The sequence below is a fragment of the Alloalcanivorax marinus genome (genome assembly GCF_016785095.1).
GTDB lineage: Bacteria > Pseudomonadota > Gammaproteobacteria > Pseudomonadales > Alcanivoracaceae > Alloalcanivorax > Alloalcanivorax marinus_A.
Map to the genome: position 1 here is coordinate 344,843 of NZ_JAEKJB010000002.1, position 22,692 is coordinate 367,534.

The following is a 22,692-nucleotide window of genomic DNA, read 5'->3' on the forward strand; positions in this document are numbered from 1 at the left end:
CCGGTTTCGCGGCTGAAGCCGCTCCTACAATGGTGTTCTGATTTTATCAAAACAGGCTGCCCGGTTTCTGACAGTAAACCAGCTTGGAACCGCGGCCTTTTACGAATAACCCATGTCTGCTGGTTGGCATGTGTATCACGAGATTATCCATGACTGAATCTTTTGCCGAACTTTTCGAAGAAAGCCTCAAGGACCTGGACGTTGCCCGCGGCTCCATCATCAAAGGCACCGTGGTCTCCATCGACAGTGACTGGGTCACCGTCAACGCCGGTCTGAAGTCCGAGGGCATCATTTCCCGCAACGAGTTCATCAGCGAGAGCGGTGAACTGGAAATCGTCGAAGGCGACGAAGTGGAAGTGGCCGTCGACGCCATTGACGATGGCATGGGCTTCACCCGCCTGTCCCGCGAAAAAGCCAAGCGCGCCGAAGTATGGGCGGAGCTGGAAGTGGCATTCGACAAGGACGAAATCGTCAAAGGTCAGATCTCCGGCAAGGTCAAGGGTGGCTTTACCGTCGATATCGGCCCGATCCGCGCGTTCCTGCCCGGCTCCCTGGTGGACATCCGTCCGGTACGCGACGTTACCCACCTGGAAGGCAAGGACCTGGACTTCAAGGTCATCAAGCTGGATCCGAAGCGCAACAACGTGGTGGTTTCCCGCCGCGCAGTCATGGAAGCCGAACACTCCGCCGAGCGCGAAGCGCTGCTGGAGTCCCTGCAGGAAGGCATGGTGGTCAAGGGGATCGTCAAGAACCTCACCGACTACGGTGCGTTCGTGGATCTGGGCGGCATCGACGGCCTGCTGCACATCACCGACATGGCCTGGAAGCGCATCAAGCATCCCAGCGAAATCGTCGAAGTGGGCCAGGAAATCGAGATCAAGGTTCTCAAGTTCGACCGCGAGAAAATGCGCGTGTCCCTGGGCCTCAAGCAGCTGGGCGAGGATCCGTGGCACGACATCGTGCAGAAGTACCCGGAAGGCTCCAAGGTCCGTGCCCGCGTCACCAACCTGACCGATTACGGCTGCTTCGCCGAGATCGAGGAAGGCGTGGAAGGCCTGGTTCACGTGTCCGAGATGGACTGGACCAACAAGAACATCCATCCGTCCAAAGTGGTCGAGATCGGCGACGAAGTGGAAGTGATGATCCTCGATATCGACGAGGACCGCCGCCGTATTTCCCTGGGTATCAAGCAGTGCATGTCCAACCCGTGGGAATCCTTCGCCGAGAACTACCAGAAGGGCGACCGCATCAGCGGCAAGATCAAGTCCATCACCGACTTCGGCATCTTCATCGGCCTGGAAGGTGGTATCGACGGTCTGGTGCATCTGTCCGACATCTCCTGGGAAGAGCAGGGCGAGGAAGCCGTGCGCAACTTCAACAAGGGCGATGAACTGGAAACCGTGGTTCTGTCCATCGATGCCGAGCGGGAAAGAATTTCCCTTGGAATCAAGCAGTTGACAGACGATCCGTTTGCTCAGTATGTTGCTGCCAATGAGAAGGGCAGCATCGTGAAGGGCACGGTGACGGAAGTGGACGCCAAGGGCGCCACCGTGGAGCTGGCCGAGAACGTGGAAGGCACCCTGCGTGCCAGCGAGATCAGCCGCGACCGCGTCAGCGATGCGACCCAGGTTCTCAACGTGGGCGATGAAGTGGAAGCGCGTATCACCAACGTCGACCGCAAGAACCGGGCTATCAACCTGTCCGTGCGTGCCAAGGACCAGGCACAGGATCGTGAAGCCATGGACAACCTGCAGAATCAGGACGCCAATGCACCCAAGACCATTGGTGATCTGATCAAGCAGCAAATGGAAAACAGCAACGAGTCATAATGGCTCCTCCCGGGGGCCGGCCACTGGCCGGCCCCGCTGGGCAGGGAGCCCAGGGGAGTAGGTTGCAATGGCGTCAGCGTTAACCAAGTCGAAACTGATTGCCCGTATTGCCAAAAGAAATGAGCATCTGTCTCCCAGGGACGTGGAGCTGGCCGTTAAACACCTCATCGAAGTCATGGCCGATACCCTCTCCGAGGGAGGTCGTATAGAAGTTCGCGGCTTCGGCAGTTTTTCCCTTCATTTCCGTGCCCCGCGCCTGGGTCGCAACCCCAAGACCGGCGCCAGCGTGAACCTGCACGGGAAATACGTTCCGCATTTCAAGTCCGGCAAGGAATTGCGTGAACGGGTCAATGAATCCATGCTTGATCATCCCTCCGGTAGCGATCAGGACGACCGGGATCATCCCCGTGGTGAAGCGGCCAACGGCTGATCCATCCGGGCAGGACGAAGTGTGATGCGAAATCTCTACCGTATTTTTCTGATTCTGGTCTTGCTGGCGGTGTTCGGCCTGGCCTTTCTGTTCGTGACCGTGAATACCCAGCCCGTTACCCTGTCGCTGCCGGTTTCCGGCCTGCAATGGCAGGTGACCCTGGGCGCGCTGGTGGTGCTGTTGCTGGCCGCCGGTCTGCTGCTTGGGCTGGTGACCGGACTGGGCCTGCGGGGTATGCGTGGTCTGTTCGGGTCCCGTTCATGAGTGAACCGCTTTGGCTCATTCCGCTGTTCTTCTTCGCCATCGCCACCGGCTTCTACCTGGGGCGGCGGGAAGGTAAACGCCGCCAGCGCCGGCGTATGGAATCGCTTTCCCAGGAGTACGTGGCCGGCCTCAACTTCCTGCTCAACGAAGAGCCGGACAAGGCGGTGGAAGCCCTGCTCAACAGCCTGGAAGTATCCGACCAGACCCTGGAAACCCACCTCAGCATGGCGCGGCTGTTCCGCAAACGCGGTGAGTTCGACCGCGCCACCCTGATTCACTCCCACCTGTTGGAGCAGGGCGAACTGCCGCGCCCCACCCAGGAGCAGATCCAGCTGGAGCTGGCCGAGGACTATCTCGCCGGCGGTCTGTTCGACCGCGCCGAGGAGGTGCTGCTGGAGATGCTGGATCAGGATTGCGAAAAGCGCGAGCCGGTGGTGCGCCAGCTCACCCACCTCTACGAACAGGAGCGGGACTGGAGCAGCGCTATCTCCATGGGCGAGCAACTGGTCAAGAGCGACCCCAAGATCGCTCCGATCCTGGCCCATTACTGCTGCGAGGAAGCCGACGCGCAGATCGCCCGTGGCGAGTTCACCCCGGCGCGCCGCATGCTGCGCCGGGCCCTGGGCTTCGACAAGCAGTGCGTGCGCGCCAGCGTCGTTCAGGGGCGCCTGGAAATGCGCGAGGAGCAATGGAACGAGGCCATCGACGCGTTCAAGCGCATTTGGAAACAGGACCCGGATTTCTTCGACGAAGTGCTCGACGAGCTGCGCCAGTGCTACCAGCACCTGGAAAAGGAAGAGGATTTCATCAAGCTGCTCGCCGACATCAGCGCCGAACGGCCCTCCACCGCCCGGGTGCTGCTGCTGTCCGAGCAACTGCGTGAACGCTACGGCGACCGCGAGGCGGCGGATTTCATCGCCGACTACATGAAGGCCAACCCCTCGGTGCGCGGTCTGCACCGCATCATCGACATGAACCTGCAGGGTTCCGCCCAGGGCGAGGCCCGCGAGCACCTGGGCATGCTCAAGGAACTTACCGAGCGGCTCACCTCGGACAAAACCGTTTATCAATGCCGCCGCTGCGGCTTCCAGACCCCGCTGCTGCAATGGCGCTGCCCGAGCTGTCGCCGTTGGGGCACCATCAAACCCCGCTCCGAAGGAGGCAGCCAATCGTGACCGCCGACAGCCCCATCATCGTCGCCCTGGACTACGCCGAGCCCGAGGCCGCTCTGGCCATGGCCGACCGGCTGGACCCGGCCCGGGTCCGGGTCAAGGTGGGCAAGGAGCTGTTCACGCGGGGTGGCCCGGCGGTGGTGGAGGCGCTGCGTGAGCGCGGCTTTCAGGTGTTTCTGGACCTGAAATTCCACGATATTCCCAACACCGTGGCCGGCGCCATCCGCGCCGCCGCCGATCTCGGCGTGTGGATGGTCAATGTGCACGCCAGCGGCGGCGGGCGCATGCTGGACGCGGCCCGCGAGGCGCTGGCCGGCCTGGCCACGCCACCGCGTCTGATCGCGGTCACCGTGCTGACCAGCCAGACCGACGAAGACCTCAGGGAAATCGGCCTGACCGACAGCGCCGAGGCGCAGGTGCGCCGGCTGGCGACGCTGACCCGCGACCATGGCCTGGACGGCGTGGTGTGCTCGGCCCGGGAGGCCGCCATGCTGCGAGAGCTGTGCGGGCCGGACTTCGACCTGGTGACGCCGGGCATCCGCCCGGCGGGCAGCGCCGGCGACGATCAGCGCCGCGTGGTGACGCCCCGGGAAGCCCGGGACCTGGGCGTAAGCCACATGGTGATCGGTCGTCCCATCACCCGTGCGCAAAATCCTACGGCGGTGGTGGACGAGATCCTACACAGTCTTTCCTGAAACACGCGCAAAAACTCACAGCATTCGCTGACAGCCAGTCTCCGTCTTCTTTCCTACAGTGAAGTGGCTTTTACGCAAACCCACTTTTCAAGGAAATGGAAAAGGAAGAAAGGAGAATCATGATGCGATTTCTGATCAATGGATTGACCCTGCGCGGCGCCGCGCCCATGCGACGGCTGGCCTTCACCCTGATGCTGGGCATGCTGCTGGTGACCGGCGCGCCGTTGGCCCAGGCTGCTCCGGAGGCCCCCGCCGCCAGCGCCGGTGCCGCCGCCAGCGCGCCGGTGAACCTCAATACCGCCAGCGCCGAGGAGCTTCAGGCCCTGCGTGGCGTGGGCCCCAAGACCGCCGAGCTGATCGTGCGCTGGCGGGAGGAGGAGGGCCCGTTCCAGTCCGTGGAGCAGTTGCTGGCGATCAAGGGCATTGGCGAGAAGACCCTGGCGCGCCTGCGCGACCAGATCACGCTCTGATCGGCGACACCCCGCTTTAGCGCGGAAACGCCCTCCCTGCGAGCTCTCCGACGATTTCCGCGTGTCCGGCCTCCCTGCCCCGGGGTGGCCGGCTTTTTCGTTGGCGTGGGCCGGCACGCGGTGGAAGCGGCTTCAGCCGCGATCATTGGCTTAAGCCGGGCGTTGGGAAAGGGGGAACTCGCACAGGTCGGCGATGATGCATTCCCCGCATTTGGGTTTGCGCGCGGTGCAGGTGTAGCGACCGTGCAGGATCAACCAGTGGTGACAGTCGCGCTTGAACTCCTCGGGCACCACCCGCAGCAGGCGCTGTTCCACCTCCTGCACGTTCTTGCCCGGGGCGATGCGGGTGCGGTTGCTGACCCGGAAGATGTGGGTGTCCACGGCGATGGTGGGTTCGCCGAAGGCGGTGTTGAGCACTACGTTGGCGGTCTTGCGCCCGACCCCGGGCAGGGCCTCCAGGGCGGCCCGGGAGCGCGGCACCTGACCATCGTGCTGGTCCAGTAACTGGTCGCACAGCTTGATGATGTTCTCGGCCTTGGAATTGAACAGGCCGATGGTCTTGATGTACTCCTTGAGCCCGTCCACGCCCAGGGCGCGGATCGCCGCCGGGGTGTTGGCCACCGGGAACAGGCGCGCGGTGGCTTTGTTCACGCCCACGTCGGTGGCCTGGGCGGACAGCACCACCGCCACCAACAGTTCGAAGGCGGAGTCGTAGTGCAGCTCGGTGGTGGGTTCCGGACGCTGGTCGCGCAGCCGGCGGAAAATCTCGGTGCGTTTCTCGCGGTTCATAATGACGTTTGGCGCCTGGGGCGGGTCGGCGAAAACGCGCAGTATAACCGGGAAGGGCAGGGGCGGCGATGCCGCCCCGGGGGTGGGGCGTCGTTCAGTCGGTGATCACCTGGCCGTTTTCCACCGGCAGACGGTCGCCGGGTTCGTCGTCCATGCGCACGGTATGGGTCTGGCCGTCCAGGCGATAGGTGACGTTGTAGCCGTTTTTCTCGGTGCGGGTGTTCATCACCGTCTCGCAGCGCTCCTCGGTGGTGGTGTAGGTGTTGCCTTGCTGCATCCGCTCCTGGGTTTTGTTGCCGGCGTAGCCGCCGGCGATGGCGCCCGCCGCGGTGGCCGCGTCCTTGCCGCTGCCGCCGCCGAACTGATGGCCGATGACGCCGCCCACCACCGCGCCGATCACGCTGCCGGCGACCTGGTGCTCATCCTTGACCGGCTTCTGGCGCTGCACCGTGACCTGCTGGCAGCGTTGCTCCGGCTCCTGATAGCTCTTGGTGGCCGGTTCCACCTTGACCACTTCCGCGTAGCGATCAGCGTCACCGCTGATCGCCTGGTAACCGCCGTAGCCGACGCCGACCACCGCCAGGGTTCCGACCACGGCCAGTGCCACGGTTGCTGGTGTATTCATCGCAGCCTCCTTTTTTCTTCATGGCTTGGCGGATGTTTTAACCGAAACCGGGCGTGAAGGTTGTATAAGGTCGTTAAAAAAGGCGCGCGCCATCGCGGCTCAAGCGGAACGCGGTCGTGGTAGGAGCGACTTCAGTCGCGATAAGGCCGGCGACAAGCTCACCTACACCTTTCCGGTGGTGCGTACCCGGCGGCTGGCTTTAGGCGCCTCCGCTTGCCGGGCCTTGCGGGCTTCCTTGAGGCGGCGGTCGATGACGTTCTTGCCGGCGATGATCAGTCCCAGGCCCAGGAAGGCCCCGGGCGGCAGCACGGCAAGCAGGAAGCCGGGGTAGTCGGGCACCACCTCCAGGCGCCAGCCGGCGGCGGCGGGGCCGAACAGAAGCTGCATGTTGTCGAACAGGGTGCCCTGGCCGAGCACCTCGCGCAGGGCGCCCAGGATCACCAGGATCACCAGGAAGCCGGCGCCCATCATGAAGCCGTCCACCAGGCTGGGCAGCACCGGGTGCTTGCTGGCGAAGGCGTCGGCGCGGCCCAGCACGGTGCAGTTGGTGACGATCAGCGGGATGAAGATGCCGAGGATTTCGTAAAGCTCGAAGGTGAAGGCGCGCATCAGCATCTCGATGATGGTCACCAGGGCGGCGATGATCATCACGAAGGCGGGCAGCCGCACGGCGTCGGTGACGTAGCCGCGAATCATCGACACCGCGCCGTTGGAGCCCATCAGCACCACCAGGGTGGCCAGCCCCAGGCCCAGGGCATTGACCACGGTGCCGGTGACCGCCAGCAGCGGGCACAGACCGAGAATCTGCACGGTGGCGGGGTTGTTGGTCCACAGGCCGTCCCGGGTGATTTTCTTGTAGTCCACGTCAGCCATCACAGGTCTCCGTGTCGTGGGGCAGGGCGGGGGCGGCGAACAGCTCGTCGCGGTGGGTATGGAAATAGCGCAGCGCCCGGTGCACGGCGCCGACCACGGCGCGCGGCGTGATGGTGGCGCCGGTGAAGCTGTCGAAGTGGCCGCCGTCCTTTTTCACCGCCCAGCCGTCCTGGTCCGGATTGTCCAGGGAGGTGCCGTTGAACGACAGTATCCAGTCCGACTTGCGGCGTTCGATTTTGTCGCCCAGGCCCGGGGTTTCATTGTGCGGTGGTACCGCGCGCACGCCCAGGATGCGACCGTCCATGTCCACGCCGACGATCAGGTTGATGGCGCCGCCGTAGCCGTCCGGGGCGGTGGCTTCCAGCACCGCGCCGCTGGGGGCGCCGTCGCGGCGGGCCCGGTAGAGGCTCTTGTCGCCGCGCCCGAGCAGTGGGTCGCGGGCCGCCACCCGGTCGTCGAGCAGCACGTTGTCGTGGTGGTCGGCGGGCATCACCTGGGCCAGGGAGCCGATCAGCGCCTGCTGGCGGTTGCATTCCACCCGTGCCAGGGTGGCCTGGTTGGTGAGCGCCAGGGCGGCGGCGGTGCCGATGGCGAACAGCCCCAGGATCACGGCGTTGCGGGTCACGGCCTGGCGGATCATGAGCGGGCTCCCTTGTGCCCGTAGGCCCGTGGCCGGGTGTAGTAATCGATGAAGGGCGCCGCCAGGTTGAGCAGCAGCACCGCGAAGGCCACCGCGTCCGGGTAGCCGCCGAAGGTGCGGATTACCCAGATCAGCACGCCGATCAGCAGGGCTTGGACGAAGCGGCCCAGGCGGCTGGTGGCGGCGCTCACCGGGTCGGTGGCGATGAAGAAGGCACCTAGCATGGCGCCGCCGGAAAACAGGTGGAACAGGGGGCCGGCGAACCGCGCCGCGTCGATCTGGTGGGCGATCAGTGCCGGCACGCCGAGGCCGGCCAGGAACGCCACCGGAATGTGCCAGCCGATCACCCGGCGCGCCAGCAGATAGAGACCGCCGATCAGGAACGCCAGGTTCACCCATTGCCAGCCGCGACCGGCCAGCACGCCCTGGAGGATGCCGTGCTCCGCCAGGGCGCCGGCGTCGCCGGCCCAGGTGCGGAAGGTGTCCAGCGGGGTGGCGCCGCTGAAGGCGTCCGCCGGTGTCTGGCCGAGGAACAGGGCGAGGCTGTCCGCCAGGGTCGGCGCCTGGCCCGGGGCGATCCACTGGGTCATGGCCACCGGGAATGAAATCAGCAGCAGCACATAGCCGACCATGGCCGGGTTGAACGGGTTCATGCCGAGCCCGCCATAGAGCTGCTTGGCCACCACGATGGCGAAGGCCACGCCGATCAGCGTCAGCCACCAGGGTGCCGTGGGCGGCAGCGCCAGCCCCAGTAGCACGGCGGTAACCAGGGCGCTGCCGTCACGCAGATAGAAGCCCACCGGCTTGCCCCGGGCACGCAGGAACAGGGCCTCGGCGGCCAGCGCCACGGCGGCGGCCCAGAGTACGTTGAACAGCACTCCGGCGCCGAACTGCCAGACCAGCACCGCCAGACCGGGCAGGGTGGCCAGGATCACCCGGCGCATCACCGCGCCGGTGTCGGTGCGTTCCCGGGTGTGCGGGGAGGGGGCGTTGATCAGGCTCATTGGTCGTCCTCCACCAGCCCCTGTTCCTGCACCGCCTGTTTCAGGGCGCGACGGGCCACCTGGGCTTCTTCGTCCAGGGCGCGCAGTTCGCCGTCCAGGGTTTCCAGGGTGTCGGCGTCGGCGGTGTCGCGCAGCCGGGCCAGTTCGTCCGCTTTCTGGCGCAGCGCGGTTTCGGCGCGGGCCGCTTCCAGCTTGAGGGTCTTGAGGTCCTTGCCGGTGTGGGCGCGGATGTCCGCCTTGGCTTCCTCCACCAGGGCGTTGAGGGCGTCGCGGCAGTGGTCGGCCTTGGCCTTGAGCTTGTCCACCTTGGCGGCCAGGGCGTCCAGCCGCTCGCGGTCGTCGTCGCCGGCGTCGCGCTCGGTCCGCTCCAGAGCGGCGTGGGCTTCCTTGTACTGTTTGTGGGCCATGTTGTAGGCGGTCTTCAGGGCCTTGAGGCGTTTCTGGCGTTTGGCGGCGGCCTCCGGGTCCGCCTCCGGCGCCGAGGTGGTGGCGTCCCCGGTGGCCGGGGCGTTGTCCTGTGCCTTGCCAGTGGGCGCCAGTTTCACCACCGCGCCGGGGTTGGCCGCCTTGGCGTCGCGCAGCTCCGCCTTTAGGCGGTCCGCTTCCGCTTTGAGGGTGTCCGCCTTGGCGCGCAGATCGTGGGCGTTGTCGGTACCCTCAGCCTCGGCGGCCTTGGCCGCCTTCACCGCGGCCTTATAGGCACCGGAGGCCTCGCCCACGGCCTTCTTCAGGTCGGCCAGTAGATCCGTGGGCGCCGGTACCGGGGCGCCGGCAGCGGGGGCGCCGGCCTTGGCGTCGCGCAACTCCGCCTTGAGGCGGTCCGCCTCGGCCTTGAGCTGGTCGGCCCGGGCGCGCAGCTCGGCGGCGTTGTCCGTTTCCTGGGCCTCGGCGGTCTTGGCGGCTTTTACCGCCGCCTTGTAGGCGCTGGAGGCCTTGCCCACCGCTTTCTTGAGATCCGCCAGGCGGCGGTCGTCGCCGGCCGGGGCGGCGGCCTGCTTCTGGCGGTTGGCCTCCAGGCGCGCCCGGCGGCGGGCTTCCTTCTCTTCCCGTTCCTTCTCCAGGCGTGCCTGGCGGGCTTCGAAGCGCTCCCGGGCGCGGTCCGCCTTGAGCTGTTCGGCGGCCTGGTGGCGGATTTCGCCCTTGGCATAGCGGTAGTACTGCACCAGGGGGATGTGGCTGGGGCACACATAGGCGCAGGCGCCGCACTCGATGCAATCCATCAGGTCGTGCCGTTGGGCGCGCTCGAAGTCGTCGCTCTTGGCGTACCAGTACAGCTGCTGGGGCAGCAGGCTGGCCGGGCAGCTTTCCGCGCAGGCGCCGCAGCGGATGCAGGCCTGCTCCGGCGGTGGCTCGGGCAGCTCCTCCAGGGTGGCGGCGATCAGGCAGTTGCTGGTCTTGACCACCGGCACCGCCGGGTCGTGCAGGGTGAAGCCCATCATCGGGCCGCCCATCACCAGCCGGCCCAGGCGTTCGCCGTCCACGCCGGCGTGGCGCAGCAGGTCGCGCACCGGGGTGCCGAGCAGGGTCTCGTAGTTGCCGGGCCGGGCCACGGCGTCGCCGGTCACCGTTGTGACGCGGCGGATCAGCGGCTCGCCGTCGTGGACCGCCCGCTTGATCGCCCAGGCGGTGCCCACATTCTGGCACACCACGCCGCATTGGGCGGGGAGCGCGCCGCTGGGCACCTCCTTGCCGGTGAGCAGTTGGATCAGTTGTTTCTCGCCGCCGGAGGGGTACTTGGTGGGCACTACCCGCACTTCCATATCGGAGCCGGCGCAGGCGGCGCGCATGGCGGCGATGGCCTCGGGCTTGTTGTCCTCGATGCCGATCAGGGTGTGCTGGGGGTTGAGCAGGTACTGCAGCAGGCGGATGCCGCCGGCGATCTCATCGGCCCGTTCACGCATCAGGCGGTCATCGGCGGTGATGTAGGGTTCGCACTCCACCGCGTTGATGATCAGTTGCTCCACCCGCTGCTGGTCGCCCAGGGTCACTTTCACGGCGGTGGGAAAGCCGGCGCCGCCCAGGCCGGCCACGCCGGCCTCGCGCAGCAGCGCCACCAGGCCGTCCGGGCCCAGGGCCGCCGGGTCCGCCACCGGGCGGCGTTCGATCCAGCGGTCCTCGCCATCCGGTTCCATGACAATGCAGAGCGCGTCCATGCCGGAGGGGTGTTGGATCGGGCGCGGGCCGATTGCCACCACGGTGCCGGAGGTAGGGGCGTGCAGGGCGGCACTCACCGCGCCCACCGGCTCGGCGATTTTTTCGCCCTTGAGCACCCGGTCGCCTTCCGCCACGCAGGGTTTGGCCGGCGCGCCCAGGTGCATATTCAGCGGCAGCACCAGTTGCGCCGGCAGCGGGCCAGGCTGGATCGGGGTGCCGTTGGAACGGCCCTTGTGCTGTGGTGGGTGGACGCCGCCGGGGAAGTCGAATACCGGTGCGGGTGGGCGCGCTTTACCAAACAGACCGAACATCACAGGTTGACCACCTCGATACGCTCTTCCGGCCGCCGGCCGATGCCGGCGGGACGATCCCAGCTCCAGGTGGCCAGGGTGGTGGCCCGGGGCAGCATGTCGATGCAGTCCACCGGGCACGGCTCCACGCACAGGTCGCAGCCGGTGCATTCATCGGCGATCACGGTGTGCATCTGTTTGGCGGCGCCGACGATGGCGTCCACCGGGCAGGCCTGGATGCACTTGGTGCAGCCGATGCATTCGTCCTCGCGGATAAAGGCCACCCGATCCTCGCCGGCGTCCTCGGCGCCGTCGTCGTCCAGGGGCAGTACCTCGCGGCCGAGAAGGTCGGCGAGGGCCTCCACGGTGGTCTCGCCGCCCGGCGGGCAGCGGTTGTGCTCCTCGCCCTCGGCGATGGCCTCGGCGTAGGGGCGGCAGCCGGGGTGGCCGCACTGGCCGCACTGGGTCTGTGGCAGCAGGGCGTCGATCTGGTCGACGATCGGGTCGCCTTCCACCTTGAACTTTTCCGAGGCGAAGCCCAGGGCGGCGCCGAATACGGCGGCCAGGGCCAGCAGGGCGGCGATCGCGATCAGCACCGTGGTCATAACTTGATCAGCCCGGAAAAGCCCATGAACGCCAGGGACATAAGCCCGGCGGTGATCAGGCCGATGCTCGGGCCGCGAAATGCCTCGGGCACGTCGGCCACGGCGATGCGCTCGCGCAGGGCGGCGAACAGCACCAACACCAGGGAGAAGCCCAGGGCGGCGCCCAGCCCGTAGGTCAGCGAACTCATGAAGGTGGCGTCGGCCTGGCGCACGTTGAGCAGCGCCACGCCCAGCACCGCGCAGTTGGAGGTGATCAGCGGCAGGAACACGCCCAGCACCCGGTACAGCAGCGGGCTGGCTTTCTTGACGAACATCTCGGTGAACTGCACCGCCACCGCGATCACCAGGATAAAGCTGATGGTGCGCAGGTATTCCAGGTCGAAGGGCACCAGGATGTAGGCCCAGGTCAGGTAGGACAGCACCGAGGACAGGGTCAGCACGAAGGTGGTGGCCAGGGACATGCCCATGGCGGTTTCCACCTTGTTGGACACGCCCATGAAGGGGCACAGGCCCAGAAACTGGACCAGCACGAAATTGTTCACCAGCACCGCGCTGATCAGGATCAACAGGTATTCGGTCATGGGTGGCGTCGTTCTTGGGCTTCCGAGGGCGCGAGTTTAGCAAAATTTTCCGTTTCCGAGTGACCCCCGGGACACCGCGCCATGACTGGGGCGCACCGGTGAGTGGGTACTCCGGGAGCGGCCCGGGTCGGCAATTCGCGGGGAACGGGGGTGAAGAACCGTTGCCTGATCCGGTAGGGTGGTCCTCTCGCGGATCACGGATCCTGTAAAGACTGAATGGAGAACACTATGACGATCGTTAAGCGACTGAGCATCACGCTGCTGATGGCACTGGGTCTGGGGGGCATGGTCCACGCCCAGCAGGCGCCGTCCCAGGCGGATCGCGTTGATCAGCTCGACCAGATCGTGGGGCTGAGCGACGATCAGAAATCGGAGATGCGTGAATTCATGCAGGAGTCCGAGAGCAAGATCAACAGCAAGCGCATGGAAGCCCAGGAACTGCAGCAATCCCTGAGCGAACAGATCGGTCCCGGCTATGACGAAGGCGACATCCGTGATCAGGCGGAAGAGCTGGGCGACGTGACCGGCGACATCGCCGCCGAGACCGTGCTGCTCCAGGCCCGCATCCAGGACACCCTCACCGAGGAACAGCGTGCCACCCTGGAAGAGCGCGCCCGCCAGCAGCGTGAGCAGATGCGCCAGATGCAGCAGCAAATGCAGCAACAGCAGCAGGGCCAGCAAAAATAAACCCGACGCTGACACGCTGACCAAAGGAGCGGCCCCCGGGCCGCTTTTTTTATGGTCGCTTTTTATGCGCGCTTCAGACAGTCGGGGAGCCGGACTCTCCATCCGGGCCGCGTCTCGTCGTGGTCCCCCTTCCGGGAACGCCGCGAGTACGTCCCTGTAGGCTCTCGGTTTGACATCCTGTCAAACAGGGTCCCGGAAGGGGGACCACGACGAGGCGCTACGAGGTAGCGTCCCGCGTGGCTCCGTAGGTTGAATATCGCGGCAGGAGCTAGCGGACTTCCATGCCCGGTTCGGCGCCGCTGTCGGGAGACAGCAGGAAGATGTCGTCGCCGCCGGGGCCGGCGGCCAGCACCATGCCTTCGGAGAGACCGAACTTCATCTTGCGCGGCGCCAGGTTGGCGACCAGCACCACCATCTTGCCTTCCAGTTCCTCGGGCGCGTACTTGGCCTTGATGCCCGCGAACACATTGCGCTGGCCCAGCTCGCCCACGTCCAGGGTCAGTTGCAGCAGCTTATCGGCGCCTTCCACGTGTTGGGCCTGGACCACGCGGGCGGCGCGCAGCTTGACCTTGAGGAAGTCGTCGATGGTGATGGTGTCGTCCCCGGTGTCTTCTTCCTGGTTGGCGCCGTTGTCGGCCGGGGCCGCCGGGTTGGTGTCCCGGGAGTCCGCCAGCATGGCCTCGATGTGGCCCATGTCGACCCGCGCCATGAGTGGCTTGAACTTGTTGATCGGGTGCTCGAGCAGCAGCTTGTCGGCGTCCTGCCAGGTCAACGGCTCGATGTTGAGGAACGCCTCGGCCCGTTCCGCCAGGCCCGGCAGCACCGGCTTGAGGTAGAGCGCCAGCAGGCGGAATACGTTCAGAGCGGTGGTGCAGATTTCCAGCACCTCGCGGTCCTTGCCTTCTTCCTTGGCCAGGCTCCAGGGGGCCTTGTCGGCGATGTAGCCGTTGGCGTGGTCGGCCAGGGCCATGATCTCGCGCATCGCCTTGCCGAACTCGCGCTGCTCGTAGAAGGTCGCGATATGGGCGGCGGCTTGCTGCGCTTCCTGCACCAGCAGCGGGTTGTCCGGGTGGGCACTGAGGGTGCCGCCGAATTTCTTCACGAAGTTGCCGGTGCGGCTGGCGATGTTGACCACCTTGCCGACCAGGTCGGTGTTCACCCGCTGGGCGAAGTCTTCCAGGTTGAGGTCGAAGTCATCGACCCGGCTGTTGAGCTTGGCGGCGAAGTAATAACGCAGATATTCCGGGTCCAGATGGTCCAGGTAGGTGCGCGCCATGATGAAGGTGCCGCGTGACTTGGACATCTTGGCGCCGTTGACGGTGACGAAGCCGTGGCTGTAGATGGCGGTGGGTTTGCGCAGCCCGGCGCCTTCCAGCATGGCCGGCCAGAACAGGCCGTGGAAGTTGATGATGTCCTTGCCGATGAAGTGATACAGCTCGGCGCTGGAATCCGCTTTCCAGTATTCGTCGAAGTCCCAGCCTTCACGGTCGCACAGGTTCTTGAAGCTGGCCATGTAGCCGATCGGTGCGTCCAGCCAGACATAGAAGTACTTGCCCGGGTAGCCGGGAATCTCGAAACCGAAGTAGGGCGCTTCCCGGGAGATGTCCCAGGGCTGCAGGTCTTCCATCCATTCCTGCAGTTTGTTGGCGACCCCTTCCTGGAGCGAGCCGGAGCGGGTCCATTCGCGCAGCATGGGCTCGAACTGGGGCAGGTCGAAGAACAGCTGCGTGGTCTGTTTTTCCACCGGCGTGGCGCCGCTCACCGCGGAGTAGGGGGCGATCAGCTCCGACGGTGAATAGGTGGCGCCGCACACTTCGCAGTTGTCGCCGTACTGGTCCTCGGCGCCGCATTTCGGGCAGGTGCCGCGCACGAAGCGGTCGGACAGGAACATGCCCTTTTCCGGGTCGTAAAGCTGGGTGATCTCCTTTTCAATGATGTAGCCGGCGTCCTTGTTGCGCTGGAAGATCATCTCGGAGAACGCCCGGTTTTCCGGGCTGTGGGTGCTGTAGTAGTTGTCGAAACGGATCTGGAAATCGGCGAAGTCCCGTTCGTGGCTTGCCTTCACCTCGGCGATCTGCTGCTCCGGGCTGATGCCCTTTTCCTCCGCCTTGAGCATGATGGCGGTGCCGTGGGCGTCGTCGGCGCACACATAGGTGCATTGCTGTCCGCGCAGCTTCTGGAAGCGGACCCAGATGTCGGTCTGGATGTATTCCAGCAGGTGGCCCAGGTGAATCGGGCCGTTGGCGTAGGGCAGGGCGCTGGTGACCAGGATCTTGCGGGGTTGTTCGCTCATGGGGCCTTCAGTCTTCGACGGGAAATCAGGCCCGCTATGATACTGGCCCCGACGCGCGGTTGAAACTGCCAGGCCGGATCGTGGCTGAAGCCGCTCCTACCGAGTGTTGGGGCGGGTCAGCCGCCGCTCATGGCGCGGTTGCGCTGCAGCGCCTCCAGCACCTGGTTGCGCGATACCGGCTTGCTCAGGTAATCGTCCACGCCGGCGTCGCGGGCCTTTTGCACGTAGTCACCGGTGGCGTGGGCGGAAAGGGCGATGATCCAGCACGGGTCCACGTCCAGCCGGGTTTCCAGCAGGCGGATCTCGCGGGTGGCGGCGTAGCCGTCCAGCACCGGCATTTCGCAGTCCATGAAGATCACGTCCCAGTTGCCCGGGCTGGATTCCATGCGCCGTACCGCCTGGCCACCGTCGGTGAGCAGGGTGGCCTGGATGCCGATCGAGCGCAGGATGCTGTCGATCACCAGCTGGTTGACGGCGTTGTCCTCCACCACCATCACATTGAGCCGCGACAGGCTCGGGTGGCCACGGGGGGGAGGCGCCACCACCGGGTTGGTCGCTTCCTCGCGCTCGCGCAATTGGGTGCACAGGCTGTGCTTGAGGGCCCGGGACGACACCGGCGTTTCCACCAGCAGCAGGTCGCCGGGCAGCTCACCGGTGATCTCCGCGCCGGTGGCCTGCAGGATCAGCAGCGGTGGATTACCGAGCCGCTCGCGGATCACCTTGAGATCCTCGCGGCGGGCCAGGTTAGCTTCCGAGGCGAGCAGCAGGTCCGCCGACGCTTCCTCGGCGTCCAGGCCGGCCAGGGCCTGCTCGCAATCGGCGTATTCCTGCACCGTCAGGCCCCAGCGGGTCATCAGTTGCGACAGGCTCAGGGCCAGGGACGGATCGTTGTTGATCATCAGCACGCGGTGGCCGGTGAGGGCCTTCTCCGGTCGCGCCGGCTCCCGGGCCACGGTGGGCAGGGTTACCCAGAAGGTGGCGCCCCGGCCCAGCGAACTGGACACGCCGATCTCGCCGCCGAGCAGTTCGGTGAGCCGCTTGCAGATGGTCAGGCCCAGGCCGGCGCCCTGCTGGCGGTGGCGGCCGCCGCGGCTGGACTGGCCGAACACCTGGAACAGATTCTGTTGCTGGGCCTCGTCCAGGCCGATGCCGGTGTCCACCACCTCCAGCATGATCACGCAATGGCCCTGTTCGTCCGGTGGTTGGCGCACGCCCAGGTGCAGTGCCACCTGGCCCCGCTCGGTGAACTTGTAGGCGTTGCCAAGCAGGTTGGTGAGGATCTGCTTGACCCGGATCGGGTCGGTGCGGATGCGCCGGGGTACCCGGGAATCGATGTAGGTATACAGCGACACACCGCTTTGCGTGGCGCGCACCGCGAACAGCCGCACGCAGTCATCCAGCAACTGCTCCAGATCCACGTCCTGGTATTCCAGCTCCAGCTTGCCGGATTCGATGCGTGAGTAGTCGAGAATGTCGTTGATCACCGTGACCAGGGACTGGGTGGACTGGTGGATGGTGTCCACGTACTGGGCCTGCTGGCCGCTCAAATCGGTGCGCCGCAGCAGGTCGGTCATGCCGATGATGCCGTTCATCGGCGTGCGGATTTCGTGGCTCATGGTGGCCAGGAACTCGCTCTTGGCCTGGTTGCGGGCGCCGGCCTTGAAGGCGTCCATCTCGGCGATGGCCTTGTCGCGCACCGACAGCGCGTGGGCCTCCTTGAGCCGGTTGATACGGCGCGCCAGGGCCAGCGACAGCAGAATCACCTCCAGGAACACGCCGACTTGCAACAGGTTCTCGGTGAGGTCGGTGCGTGGCAGCACGCCGTACTTGTTTAGCGACATGGCCGCCGCGCCGACAATGAAGCACAGCCAGGCCAGGGTGAAGATACGCGCGTCCGGGTCGCCGGCGGCGCTGCGCAGCAACCCGGCCAGCAGGATGCTGAAGTCCATCGCCAGCACCGCCAGCACGGCCACCGGAATCAGCCACTGGCGGCTCACGAACGGCGCCGCCAGCAGCAGCACCACGCCGGTGGTCACCAGCCCCTTGAGCAGGCGCGCCAGTGGCGGCGCCCGGGCCGGCAGATCAAGGAAATGCAGGGTGAACAGCGACGGCAGGATCACCAGCACCGGCAACAGGTAGTGCAGCACGTACTGGCTGAGCAGCGCCGAACCGGGCCACAGGTACTTCTGCGCGTAGCCGTGCAGCACCGCCATGAACAGGGTGATGGCCAGGGACCAGAGCACGTACAGCAGATAGGCCCGTTCGCGGATCGAGAAGAACAGCGACAGGTTATAGAGGATCATCACCAGCATGCCGCCGAAGAACACGCCCTGGACCAGGGTGTGGCTGAGCAGCGACTGGTCGTAGGCGGACTTGCTCATCAGCCGCAGAGGCAGTTGAATGCTATGAGGCGACGATACCTTCATCAGCACGGTACGCTCGGCGCCGGGGGGCAGGTCCAGGGGAAACGCCGGCAGCGCTTCCGGTGCCGGGCGCACGTTGAAGGGGCGGTCCATGCCGCTGCGGTAGTCGGCCACCACCCGGTCGCCGTCGAGCACGTGCACGTCCAGCTCGCCGAGCATGGCATACTCCACCACCAGCCATTCCCGCAGCGGCTGGTCGGAGGCGTTGCGCACCGGCAGGCGGAACCAGCACTGGTCGGCGGTGAAGCCCAGGTTGGGCATGCCGGTGGCGCGCCGCCAGGGCCAGGCGTCCGGGTCGCTTTTCAGGGCTTCCAGAGCGGGGGACTGTTCCGGGGGCGAACAAAAATAACCGAGGGCCGCGTAAGGTCGCAGAGTGTCGGTCTGGCCGTCGATCACGGCGCTTTCCTGGCTCCACGCGGGGGCGGGAAGGAGCCCGATCAGGAGTGTCAGTACGGCGAACCGCAGAAGGTAAGAAACCGCGTCCTGCATCAAAATAAAGGGTATCCCGTCGTTGGCCTTTATGGATGCTAGCAGCGCGCATGCGGGGGCTCAATCAGCGATGGCCCGGGGAGGGAACCTTGACCACACCTGTCGCACCATTCGCGGTGGGGCCGATCGTCGGCACCGCCGGTCGCACCCATATCCGCATCCTCGGCGTGATGCCGTCCGCCGCCCTGCCGGCCGGCCGCAAAGCGCCCCATGGCCGCATCCGCTGGCGGGCGGTGGGCGAGCCGCACTGGCGCGGGCCCCGGCACTTCCGCATCAACGGTAATTTCGACAGCAGCGGCGTGGTGGTGCTGCGCGATCTTCGTCCCGGCACCCGCTATGAATACCAGGCCGGCTATGTGGACAAGGCGGACACCGTCGACACCCAGCTCGACTGGCACCGCCTGCCCCTCGGGCACTTTCGCACCGCGCCGGAGGACGACTGGGCGCCGGTGAGTTTCCTGTTCGGTTCCTGCTGCTATCGCTTCGTCGGCCTCGATCACGAGGTGGAGGACGATCGCGCCGACCGTATCTTCGACGTCATGGGCCGGCAGACCGCCGACCGGCATACCGACTTCGTCATGTACGCCGGCGACCAGGTCTACGCCGACGCCACCTGGAAGCTGGGCGCCGCCTCCTCCCAACAGCAATACTTCGACCTCTATCGGCAGAGCTTCGGCCAGCCCAATATCCGCCGGCTGATGGCCAATCACAACCACCATATGATCCTCGACGACCATGAGATCGAGAACAACTGGCCGGCGCGGGCCAACCCGGATCTGTGGACCAGCAAGTACCCGGCGGCCATGAAGGCCTACCAGATCTATCAGGCTTCCCATTCCCCGGCGGTGCCCCTGAACGCCGCGGGCAGCCGCCTGGACCGGGATCCGGAGCGGCTCTGGTATCGCTTCCGTTGGGGCTGTGCCGATTTCTTCCTGATGGATCTGCGCACCGAGCGCGCCCTGAGCCGCTGGCCCTGGCAGCGCGACATTATGTCCCGGGAGCAGGAGGAGGCGGTGCTGGCCTGGCTTAACGACAGCCCGGACCGGGTCAAATGCCTGGTCTCCTCGGTGCCGCTGTTTCCCGAACAGCGCTGGCCGTTTCGTGGCGAGGACAGTTGGGAGGGCTTCCGCGCCCAGCGCCAGCGGCTGCTGGACGGCATCCGCGCCAGTGGCGCGCGGCGGCTACTGGTGCTCAGCGGCGATGTACACGCGTCCCTGTACGCGCGCCTGGACGGCTTCGGCAAGGCGCCGCTGCACGCCTGGATCTGCTCCGGCCTGTTCTGGCCCACGGCGTTGATGGCGTTCCGCTGGTACCGGCCGATGATCCGCGATAACCACCGCCTGCGCGGCCTGTGGAAGCCGTCCCTGGGCAAGGTGCGGGTACCGGGGCCGGTGTACAGCCGTGACGCCTTCTCCCGGGTCAGCCTGGACGAGCGGGGCGCGCGGCTGGAGCTGTTCGACCGGGATGGCGACCTGGTCCCCGATGTCGGCGCGAACATACAGTGGGAATAGCTAATTTCCTACACGAATCAGAGCAAATGTCTGATCGATAACCGGCGTCGCCGCTCTTATAGTGGTTTTGCAAGGACGCGAAAGAACAAGGAAGTTCATTCGGCCCGGTACAGCCCCGCCCGCCCTCCCCAGGCGGGCGTTTCTTTTTGCGGCCCTGGTCCCCATAATGGCGCCCCCGCCAACCCCGGAGGACCCGCCATGGCCGACACCCGCGACACGGACATCCTCAAAGCCAAGCTCAACCAGGAAACCGCCCGCGCCCATTGGGCGGAATTGCAGCCGTTTTTTGCCCGGGGCCAGACCGTGGCCGTGGCCGGCGACCTGGACCTGATCGAGGTGGCGGTGGCGTTCGCCGAGGACCGGGCCGGGCAGCTCCAGCAGTGGCGTGCCCAGGGGCGCGTGGACGGCGTCCAGGACGAACAGGCGCGGGCCTGGTTCGAGGCCGGCCAGGAACTATGGACCGTGGTGGTGATGCCCTGGGTGCTGGTGCAGCCGGTGCGCCCGCACTGAGCACCGCCCCGACCAATCGCGACTGAAGTCGCTCCTACAGGGGAGCCCCCGTAGGAGCGACTTCAGTCGCGATCCCCACCGCTCCGGGTGGTAACACGTTGCAGTCCCGTCCGCCCTGGATATACTGTCCATAAGAACAGTATTCCGGAGCTTTCCCATGGCCACCAGCACGTCCAATCGTGGCACCCTGAACCGGCGCCCCGGCCGCTTCGCGGTGACTCACAGCGAGCATGACGAACCGGCGGCGGCGCGGCCCACCCGCTATCATCGGGAGATCGCCCGCTCGATTCTCACCCGCAACCAGAGCCCGGACCTGCATTTCGACACCAGCCTCAACCCCTACCGGGGCTGCGAGCACGGTTGCATCTACTGTTTCGCGCGTCCCAATCACGCCTATGTGGATCTATCCCCGGGGCAGGACTTCGAGAGCGAGATTTTCTGCAAGGACAACGCCGCCGAGGTGCTGCGCGATACCCTGCGCAAGCCCGGCTACCAGTGCCGTCCCCTGGTCATCGGCACCGCCACCGATCCCTACCAGCCGGTGGAGCGGGAGCGCCGCATCACCCGGGAGATCCTGCAGGTGCTCAGCGAATGCCGGCACCCGTTCAGCCTGATCACCAAGAGCGCCCTGGTGCTGCGCGACCTGGATCTGATCGGCCCCATGGCCCGGGAGGGGCGCGCCTCGGTGGCGGTGTCGGTGACCACCCTGGACAACCGCCTCAAGGGTCAGCTGGAGCCCCGCGCCAGCGGCGGCCGGGAGCGGCTGCGGGCGGTCCGTGAGCTGGCCCGTGCCGGGGTACCGGTGACGGTGCTGGTGGCGCCGCTGATTCCCTTCATCAACGACCATGAAATGGAGGACATCGTCGAGCAGGTGGCCGCCGCCGGCGCGCGCAGCGCCGGCTATGTGATCCTGCGTTTGCCCCACGAACTGGGCGGGCTCTGGGAGGAGTGGCTGGAAACCCACTATCCGGACCGGGCCGGCAAGGTGATGGCCACGGTGCGGGAGCTGCACGGCGGCGCCGTCTACGACAGCGCCTGGCATCATCGCCACCGGGGCCAGGGACCCTGGGCGCAATTGCTTTCGCGGCGTTTCCGCACCGCCTGCCAGCGCGCCGGTCTGGCGCCCCGGGAAGCCTTCACCCTGGACACCGGTGCTTTCCGGCCACCGGGGCTGGCCGGGCAACTGCATTTGTGGGACGGTTAGCGGCCCCGATTCACCACCCCCGGAGAGCCCCGATATGACCGATGTTTCCACGCCGCTGTGGAATCGACCCGAGGGCCCGATCCGGGCCACCCTGGTTCTGGCCCACGGCGCCGGCGCGCCCATGGACAGCCCTTTCATGGCGCGCATGGCGACGTTGCTGGCGGAGCGGGGCGTGGCGGTGGCGCGCTTTGAATTCGACTACATGGCACGGCGCCGGGAGGAAGGCGTGAAGGCGCCGCCGGACCGGGCGCCGAAACTGCTGGCTCGCTTCCGGGCGGTGCTGGAGGCGGTGGCGGCGGACACCAGCGGCTCGCTCTGGGTGGGAGGCAAGTCCATGGGCGGGCGCATGGCCACGCAATTGCTGGCGGCGCCGAGGGCGCCCGGGGACACGGTGGCGCCCGCCGGGGCGGTGGTGTTTGGCTATCCGTTCCATCCGCCGGGCAAGCCCGAGCGCACCCGGCTGGATCACTTCCCGGACCTGGCCGGGCCGGTGCTGATCTGCCAGGGGGAGCGGGACCCGTTCGGCAAGCGCGAGGAGGTGGCGGGCTATGCGCCGGCGGCGGCGGTGACCCTGCACTGGGTATTCGACGGCGACCACGACCTCAAGCCGCGCAAACGCAGCGGCGGCGACCATGACGCCAACCTGGCCGCCGCCGCCGACCGCGCCGCTGCCTTTATGAGCGGGCCGGCTTCTCGGTGACCCAGAGGTGGATGGTGCCTTCCACCACCGGGGTGCCATCGGCGCGCCGGGCGGTCACCGCCACCGGCACGTCCGGGCCGTTCTCCCAGGCACCGGCTTCCACCTCCGCCACGGCGCTGATGTCGCTGTCCGCCTTGGCGGTGTAGCGCACGTCCATGCCCTTGGGAATCCAGCGCAGGTGCTTGGGAATGGAGGCCTCCGCCATGGCGCCCATGGCCGCTTCCAGGGCGTTGCAGATGGCGATCACGTGCACGGTGCCGATGTGGTTCTGCACCGCCTTGCGTTTCTTGAAGGTGACCCGGCAGTAGTCGGGGCGCAGTTCCTCCACCAGGGGGCGCACGGTGCCAAAGTAGGGCGCCTGTCGGGCGAACAACCGCGAGAACAGGACCTTGCCCTTGGGCAGGCGGGCGGTGCGTTGATAGAGCTTGAGCAGGTAATTGTCGCTCATGGAAAC

Annotated in this window: 22 protein-coding genes; 11 read left to right on the top strand and 11 right to left on the bottom strand. The window is 66.4% G+C overall.

The features are described from left to right. The first annotated feature begins 149 nt into the window (after positions 1 to 149). The 6 genes from rpsA (at position 150) to JF515_RS03330 (ending at position 4,860) form a co-directional block, all read left to right on the top strand. Positions 150 to 1,829: a 30S ribosomal protein S1 gene (gene rpsA / locus JF515_RS03305; protein WP_203100986.1), complete on the top strand. Its 1,680-nt coding sequence runs from the start codon at positions 150 to 152 to the stop codon at positions 1,827 to 1,829. Positions 1,830 to 1,896: 67 nt separating this feature from the next. Then, positions 1,897 to 2,259, top strand: a complete 363-nt coding sequence (gene ihfB / locus JF515_RS03310) for an integration host factor subunit beta (RefSeq protein ID WP_203100987.1) — start codon at positions 1,897 to 1,899, stop codon at positions 2,257 to 2,259. Positions 2,260 to 2,283: 24 nt separating this feature from the next. After that, positions 2,284 to 2,523 (top strand): DUF1049 domain-containing protein, encoded by a 240-nt coding sequence (locus JF515_RS03315; RefSeq protein WP_203100988.1) that lies wholly within the window; start codon positions 2,284 to 2,286, stop codon positions 2,521 to 2,523. Beyond that, complete coding sequence (gene lapB / locus JF515_RS03320; RefSeq protein ID WP_203100990.1) at positions 2,520 to 3,698, top strand: lipopolysaccharide assembly protein LapB; 1,179 nt, start codon at positions 2,520 to 2,522, stop codon at positions 3,696 to 3,698. Before JF515_RS03315 ends, lapB begins: the two co-directional genes overlap by 4 nt. Beyond that, positions 3,695 to 4,390, top strand: coding sequence for an orotidine-5'-phosphate decarboxylase (gene pyrF / locus JF515_RS03325; protein ID WP_203100992.1), 696 nt, complete (start codon positions 3,695 to 3,697; stop codon positions 4,388 to 4,390). Before lapB ends, pyrF begins: the two co-directional genes overlap by 4 nt. A 119-nt stretch (positions 4,391 to 4,509) precedes the next feature. After that, a complete protein-coding gene (locus JF515_RS03330) occupies positions 4,510 to 4,860 on the top strand; it encodes a ComEA family DNA-binding protein (protein WP_238400813.1) in 351 nt (116 codons plus the stop codon). 150 nt (positions 4,861 to 5,010) lie between these two features. Here the strand turns inward: JF515_RS03330 and nth are convergent, their stop codons facing one another. The 8 genes from nth to rsxA form a co-directional block, all read right to left on the bottom strand. After that, positions 5,011 to 5,649: an endonuclease III gene (gene nth / locus JF515_RS03335; RefSeq protein ID WP_203100994.1), complete on the bottom strand. Its 639-nt coding sequence runs from the start codon at positions 5,647 to 5,649 to the stop codon at positions 5,011 to 5,013. A 94-nt stretch (positions 5,650 to 5,743) separates the two neighbouring features. Next, positions 5,744 to 6,274 carry a glycine zipper 2TM domain-containing protein gene (locus tag JF515_RS03340; RefSeq protein WP_203100996.1) on the bottom strand — a complete coding sequence of 177 codons (531 nt, stop codon included), beginning with the start codon at positions 6,272 to 6,274 and terminating at the stop codon, positions 5,744 to 5,746. A 162-nt stretch (positions 6,275 to 6,436) separates the two neighbouring features. Beyond that, on the bottom strand, positions 6,437 to 7,147 hold the full coding sequence (locus JF515_RS03345) for an electron transport complex subunit E (protein WP_203100998.1): 711 nt from the start codon (positions 7,145 to 7,147) through the stop codon (positions 6,437 to 6,439). Further along, positions 7,140 to 7,787 carry an electron transport complex subunit RsxG gene (gene rsxG / locus JF515_RS03350; RefSeq protein WP_203101000.1) on the bottom strand — a complete coding sequence of 216 codons (648 nt, stop codon included), beginning with the start codon at positions 7,785 to 7,787 and terminating at the stop codon, positions 7,140 to 7,142. The genes JF515_RS03345 and rsxG overlap by 8 nt, the downstream gene beginning before the upstream one ends. Beyond that, on the bottom strand, positions 7,784 to 8,791 hold the full coding sequence (gene rsxD, locus JF515_RS03355) for an electron transport complex subunit RsxD (RefSeq protein WP_203101002.1): 1,008 nt from the start codon (positions 8,789 to 8,791) through the stop codon (positions 7,784 to 7,786). The genes rsxG and rsxD overlap by 4 nt, the downstream gene beginning before the upstream one ends. After that, positions 8,788 to 11,256, bottom strand: a complete 2,469-nt coding sequence (gene rsxC / locus JF515_RS03360) for an electron transport complex subunit RsxC (protein ID WP_203101004.1) — start codon at positions 11,254 to 11,256, stop codon at positions 8,788 to 8,790. Before rsxC ends, rsxD begins: the two co-directional genes overlap by 4 nt. Then, positions 11,256 to 11,840 (bottom strand): electron transport complex subunit RsxB, encoded by a 585-nt coding sequence (rsxB, locus tag JF515_RS03365; protein ID WP_203101006.1) that lies wholly within the window; start codon positions 11,838 to 11,840, stop codon positions 11,256 to 11,258. Before rsxB ends, rsxC begins: the two co-directional genes overlap by 1 nt. Then, positions 11,837 to 12,421 carry an electron transport complex subunit RsxA gene (gene rsxA, locus JF515_RS03370; RefSeq protein WP_194863958.1) on the bottom strand — a complete coding sequence of 195 codons (585 nt, stop codon included), beginning with the start codon at positions 12,419 to 12,421 and terminating at the stop codon, positions 11,837 to 11,839. The genes rsxB and rsxA overlap by 4 nt, the downstream gene beginning before the upstream one ends. Positions 12,422 to 12,649: 228 nt before the next feature. Here rsxA and JF515_RS03375 point away from each other — a divergent pair, with 228 nt between their 5' ends. Next, positions 12,650 to 13,108: a Spy/CpxP family protein refolding chaperone gene (locus JF515_RS03375; protein ID WP_238400814.1), complete on the top strand. Its 459-nt coding sequence runs from the start codon at positions 12,650 to 12,652 to the stop codon at positions 13,106 to 13,108. A 268-nt stretch (positions 13,109 to 13,376) separates the two neighbouring features. On the opposite strand, the gene metG is transcribed toward JF515_RS03375, so the two are convergent. Both metG and JF515_RS03385 read right to left on the bottom strand, forming a co-directional pair. Continuing rightward, positions 13,377 to 15,401: a methionine--tRNA ligase gene (metG, locus tag JF515_RS03380; protein WP_203101009.1), complete on the bottom strand. Its 2,025-nt coding sequence runs from the start codon at positions 15,399 to 15,401 to the stop codon at positions 13,377 to 13,379. Positions 15,402 to 15,517: 116 nt separating this feature from the next. Further along, a complete protein-coding gene (locus JF515_RS03385) occupies positions 15,518 to 18,220 on the bottom strand; it encodes a hybrid sensor histidine kinase/response regulator (RefSeq protein WP_338015163.1) in 2,703 nt (900 codons plus the stop codon). A gap of 182 nt (positions 18,221 to 18,402) precedes the next feature. Between JF515_RS03385 and JF515_RS03390 the strand changes: the two genes are divergently transcribed. From JF515_RS03390 to JF515_RS03405, 4 genes are all read left to right on the top strand, one after another. After that, positions 18,403 to 19,824, top strand: coding sequence for an alkaline phosphatase D family protein (locus tag JF515_RS03390; RefSeq protein WP_238400816.1), 1,422 nt, complete (start codon positions 18,403 to 18,405; stop codon positions 19,822 to 19,824). A gap of 198 nt (positions 19,825 to 20,022) precedes the next feature. Further along, positions 20,023 to 20,334: a DUF2288 domain-containing protein gene (locus JF515_RS03395; protein WP_203101015.1), complete on the top strand. Its 312-nt coding sequence runs from the start codon at positions 20,023 to 20,025 to the stop codon at positions 20,332 to 20,334. 157 nt (positions 20,335 to 20,491) lie between these two features. Then, positions 20,492 to 21,538, top strand: a complete 1,047-nt coding sequence (locus JF515_RS03400; RefSeq protein ID WP_203101017.1) for a PA0069 family radical SAM protein — start codon at positions 20,492 to 20,494, stop codon at positions 21,536 to 21,538. A 34-nt stretch (positions 21,539 to 21,572) separates the two neighbouring features. Then, complete coding sequence (locus JF515_RS03405; protein WP_203101020.1) at positions 21,573 to 22,238, top strand: alpha/beta family hydrolase; 666 nt, start codon at positions 21,573 to 21,575, stop codon at positions 22,236 to 22,238. Here JF515_RS03405 and JF515_RS03410 read toward each other — a convergent pair. Continuing rightward, complete coding sequence (locus tag JF515_RS03410; protein ID WP_203101022.1) at positions 22,213 to 22,686, bottom strand: hotdog fold domain-containing protein; 474 nt, start codon at positions 22,684 to 22,686, stop codon at positions 22,213 to 22,215. The two genes, JF515_RS03405 and JF515_RS03410, sit on opposite strands and share 26 nt — an antisense overlap. Positions 22,687 to 22,692 lie beyond the last annotated feature (6 nt).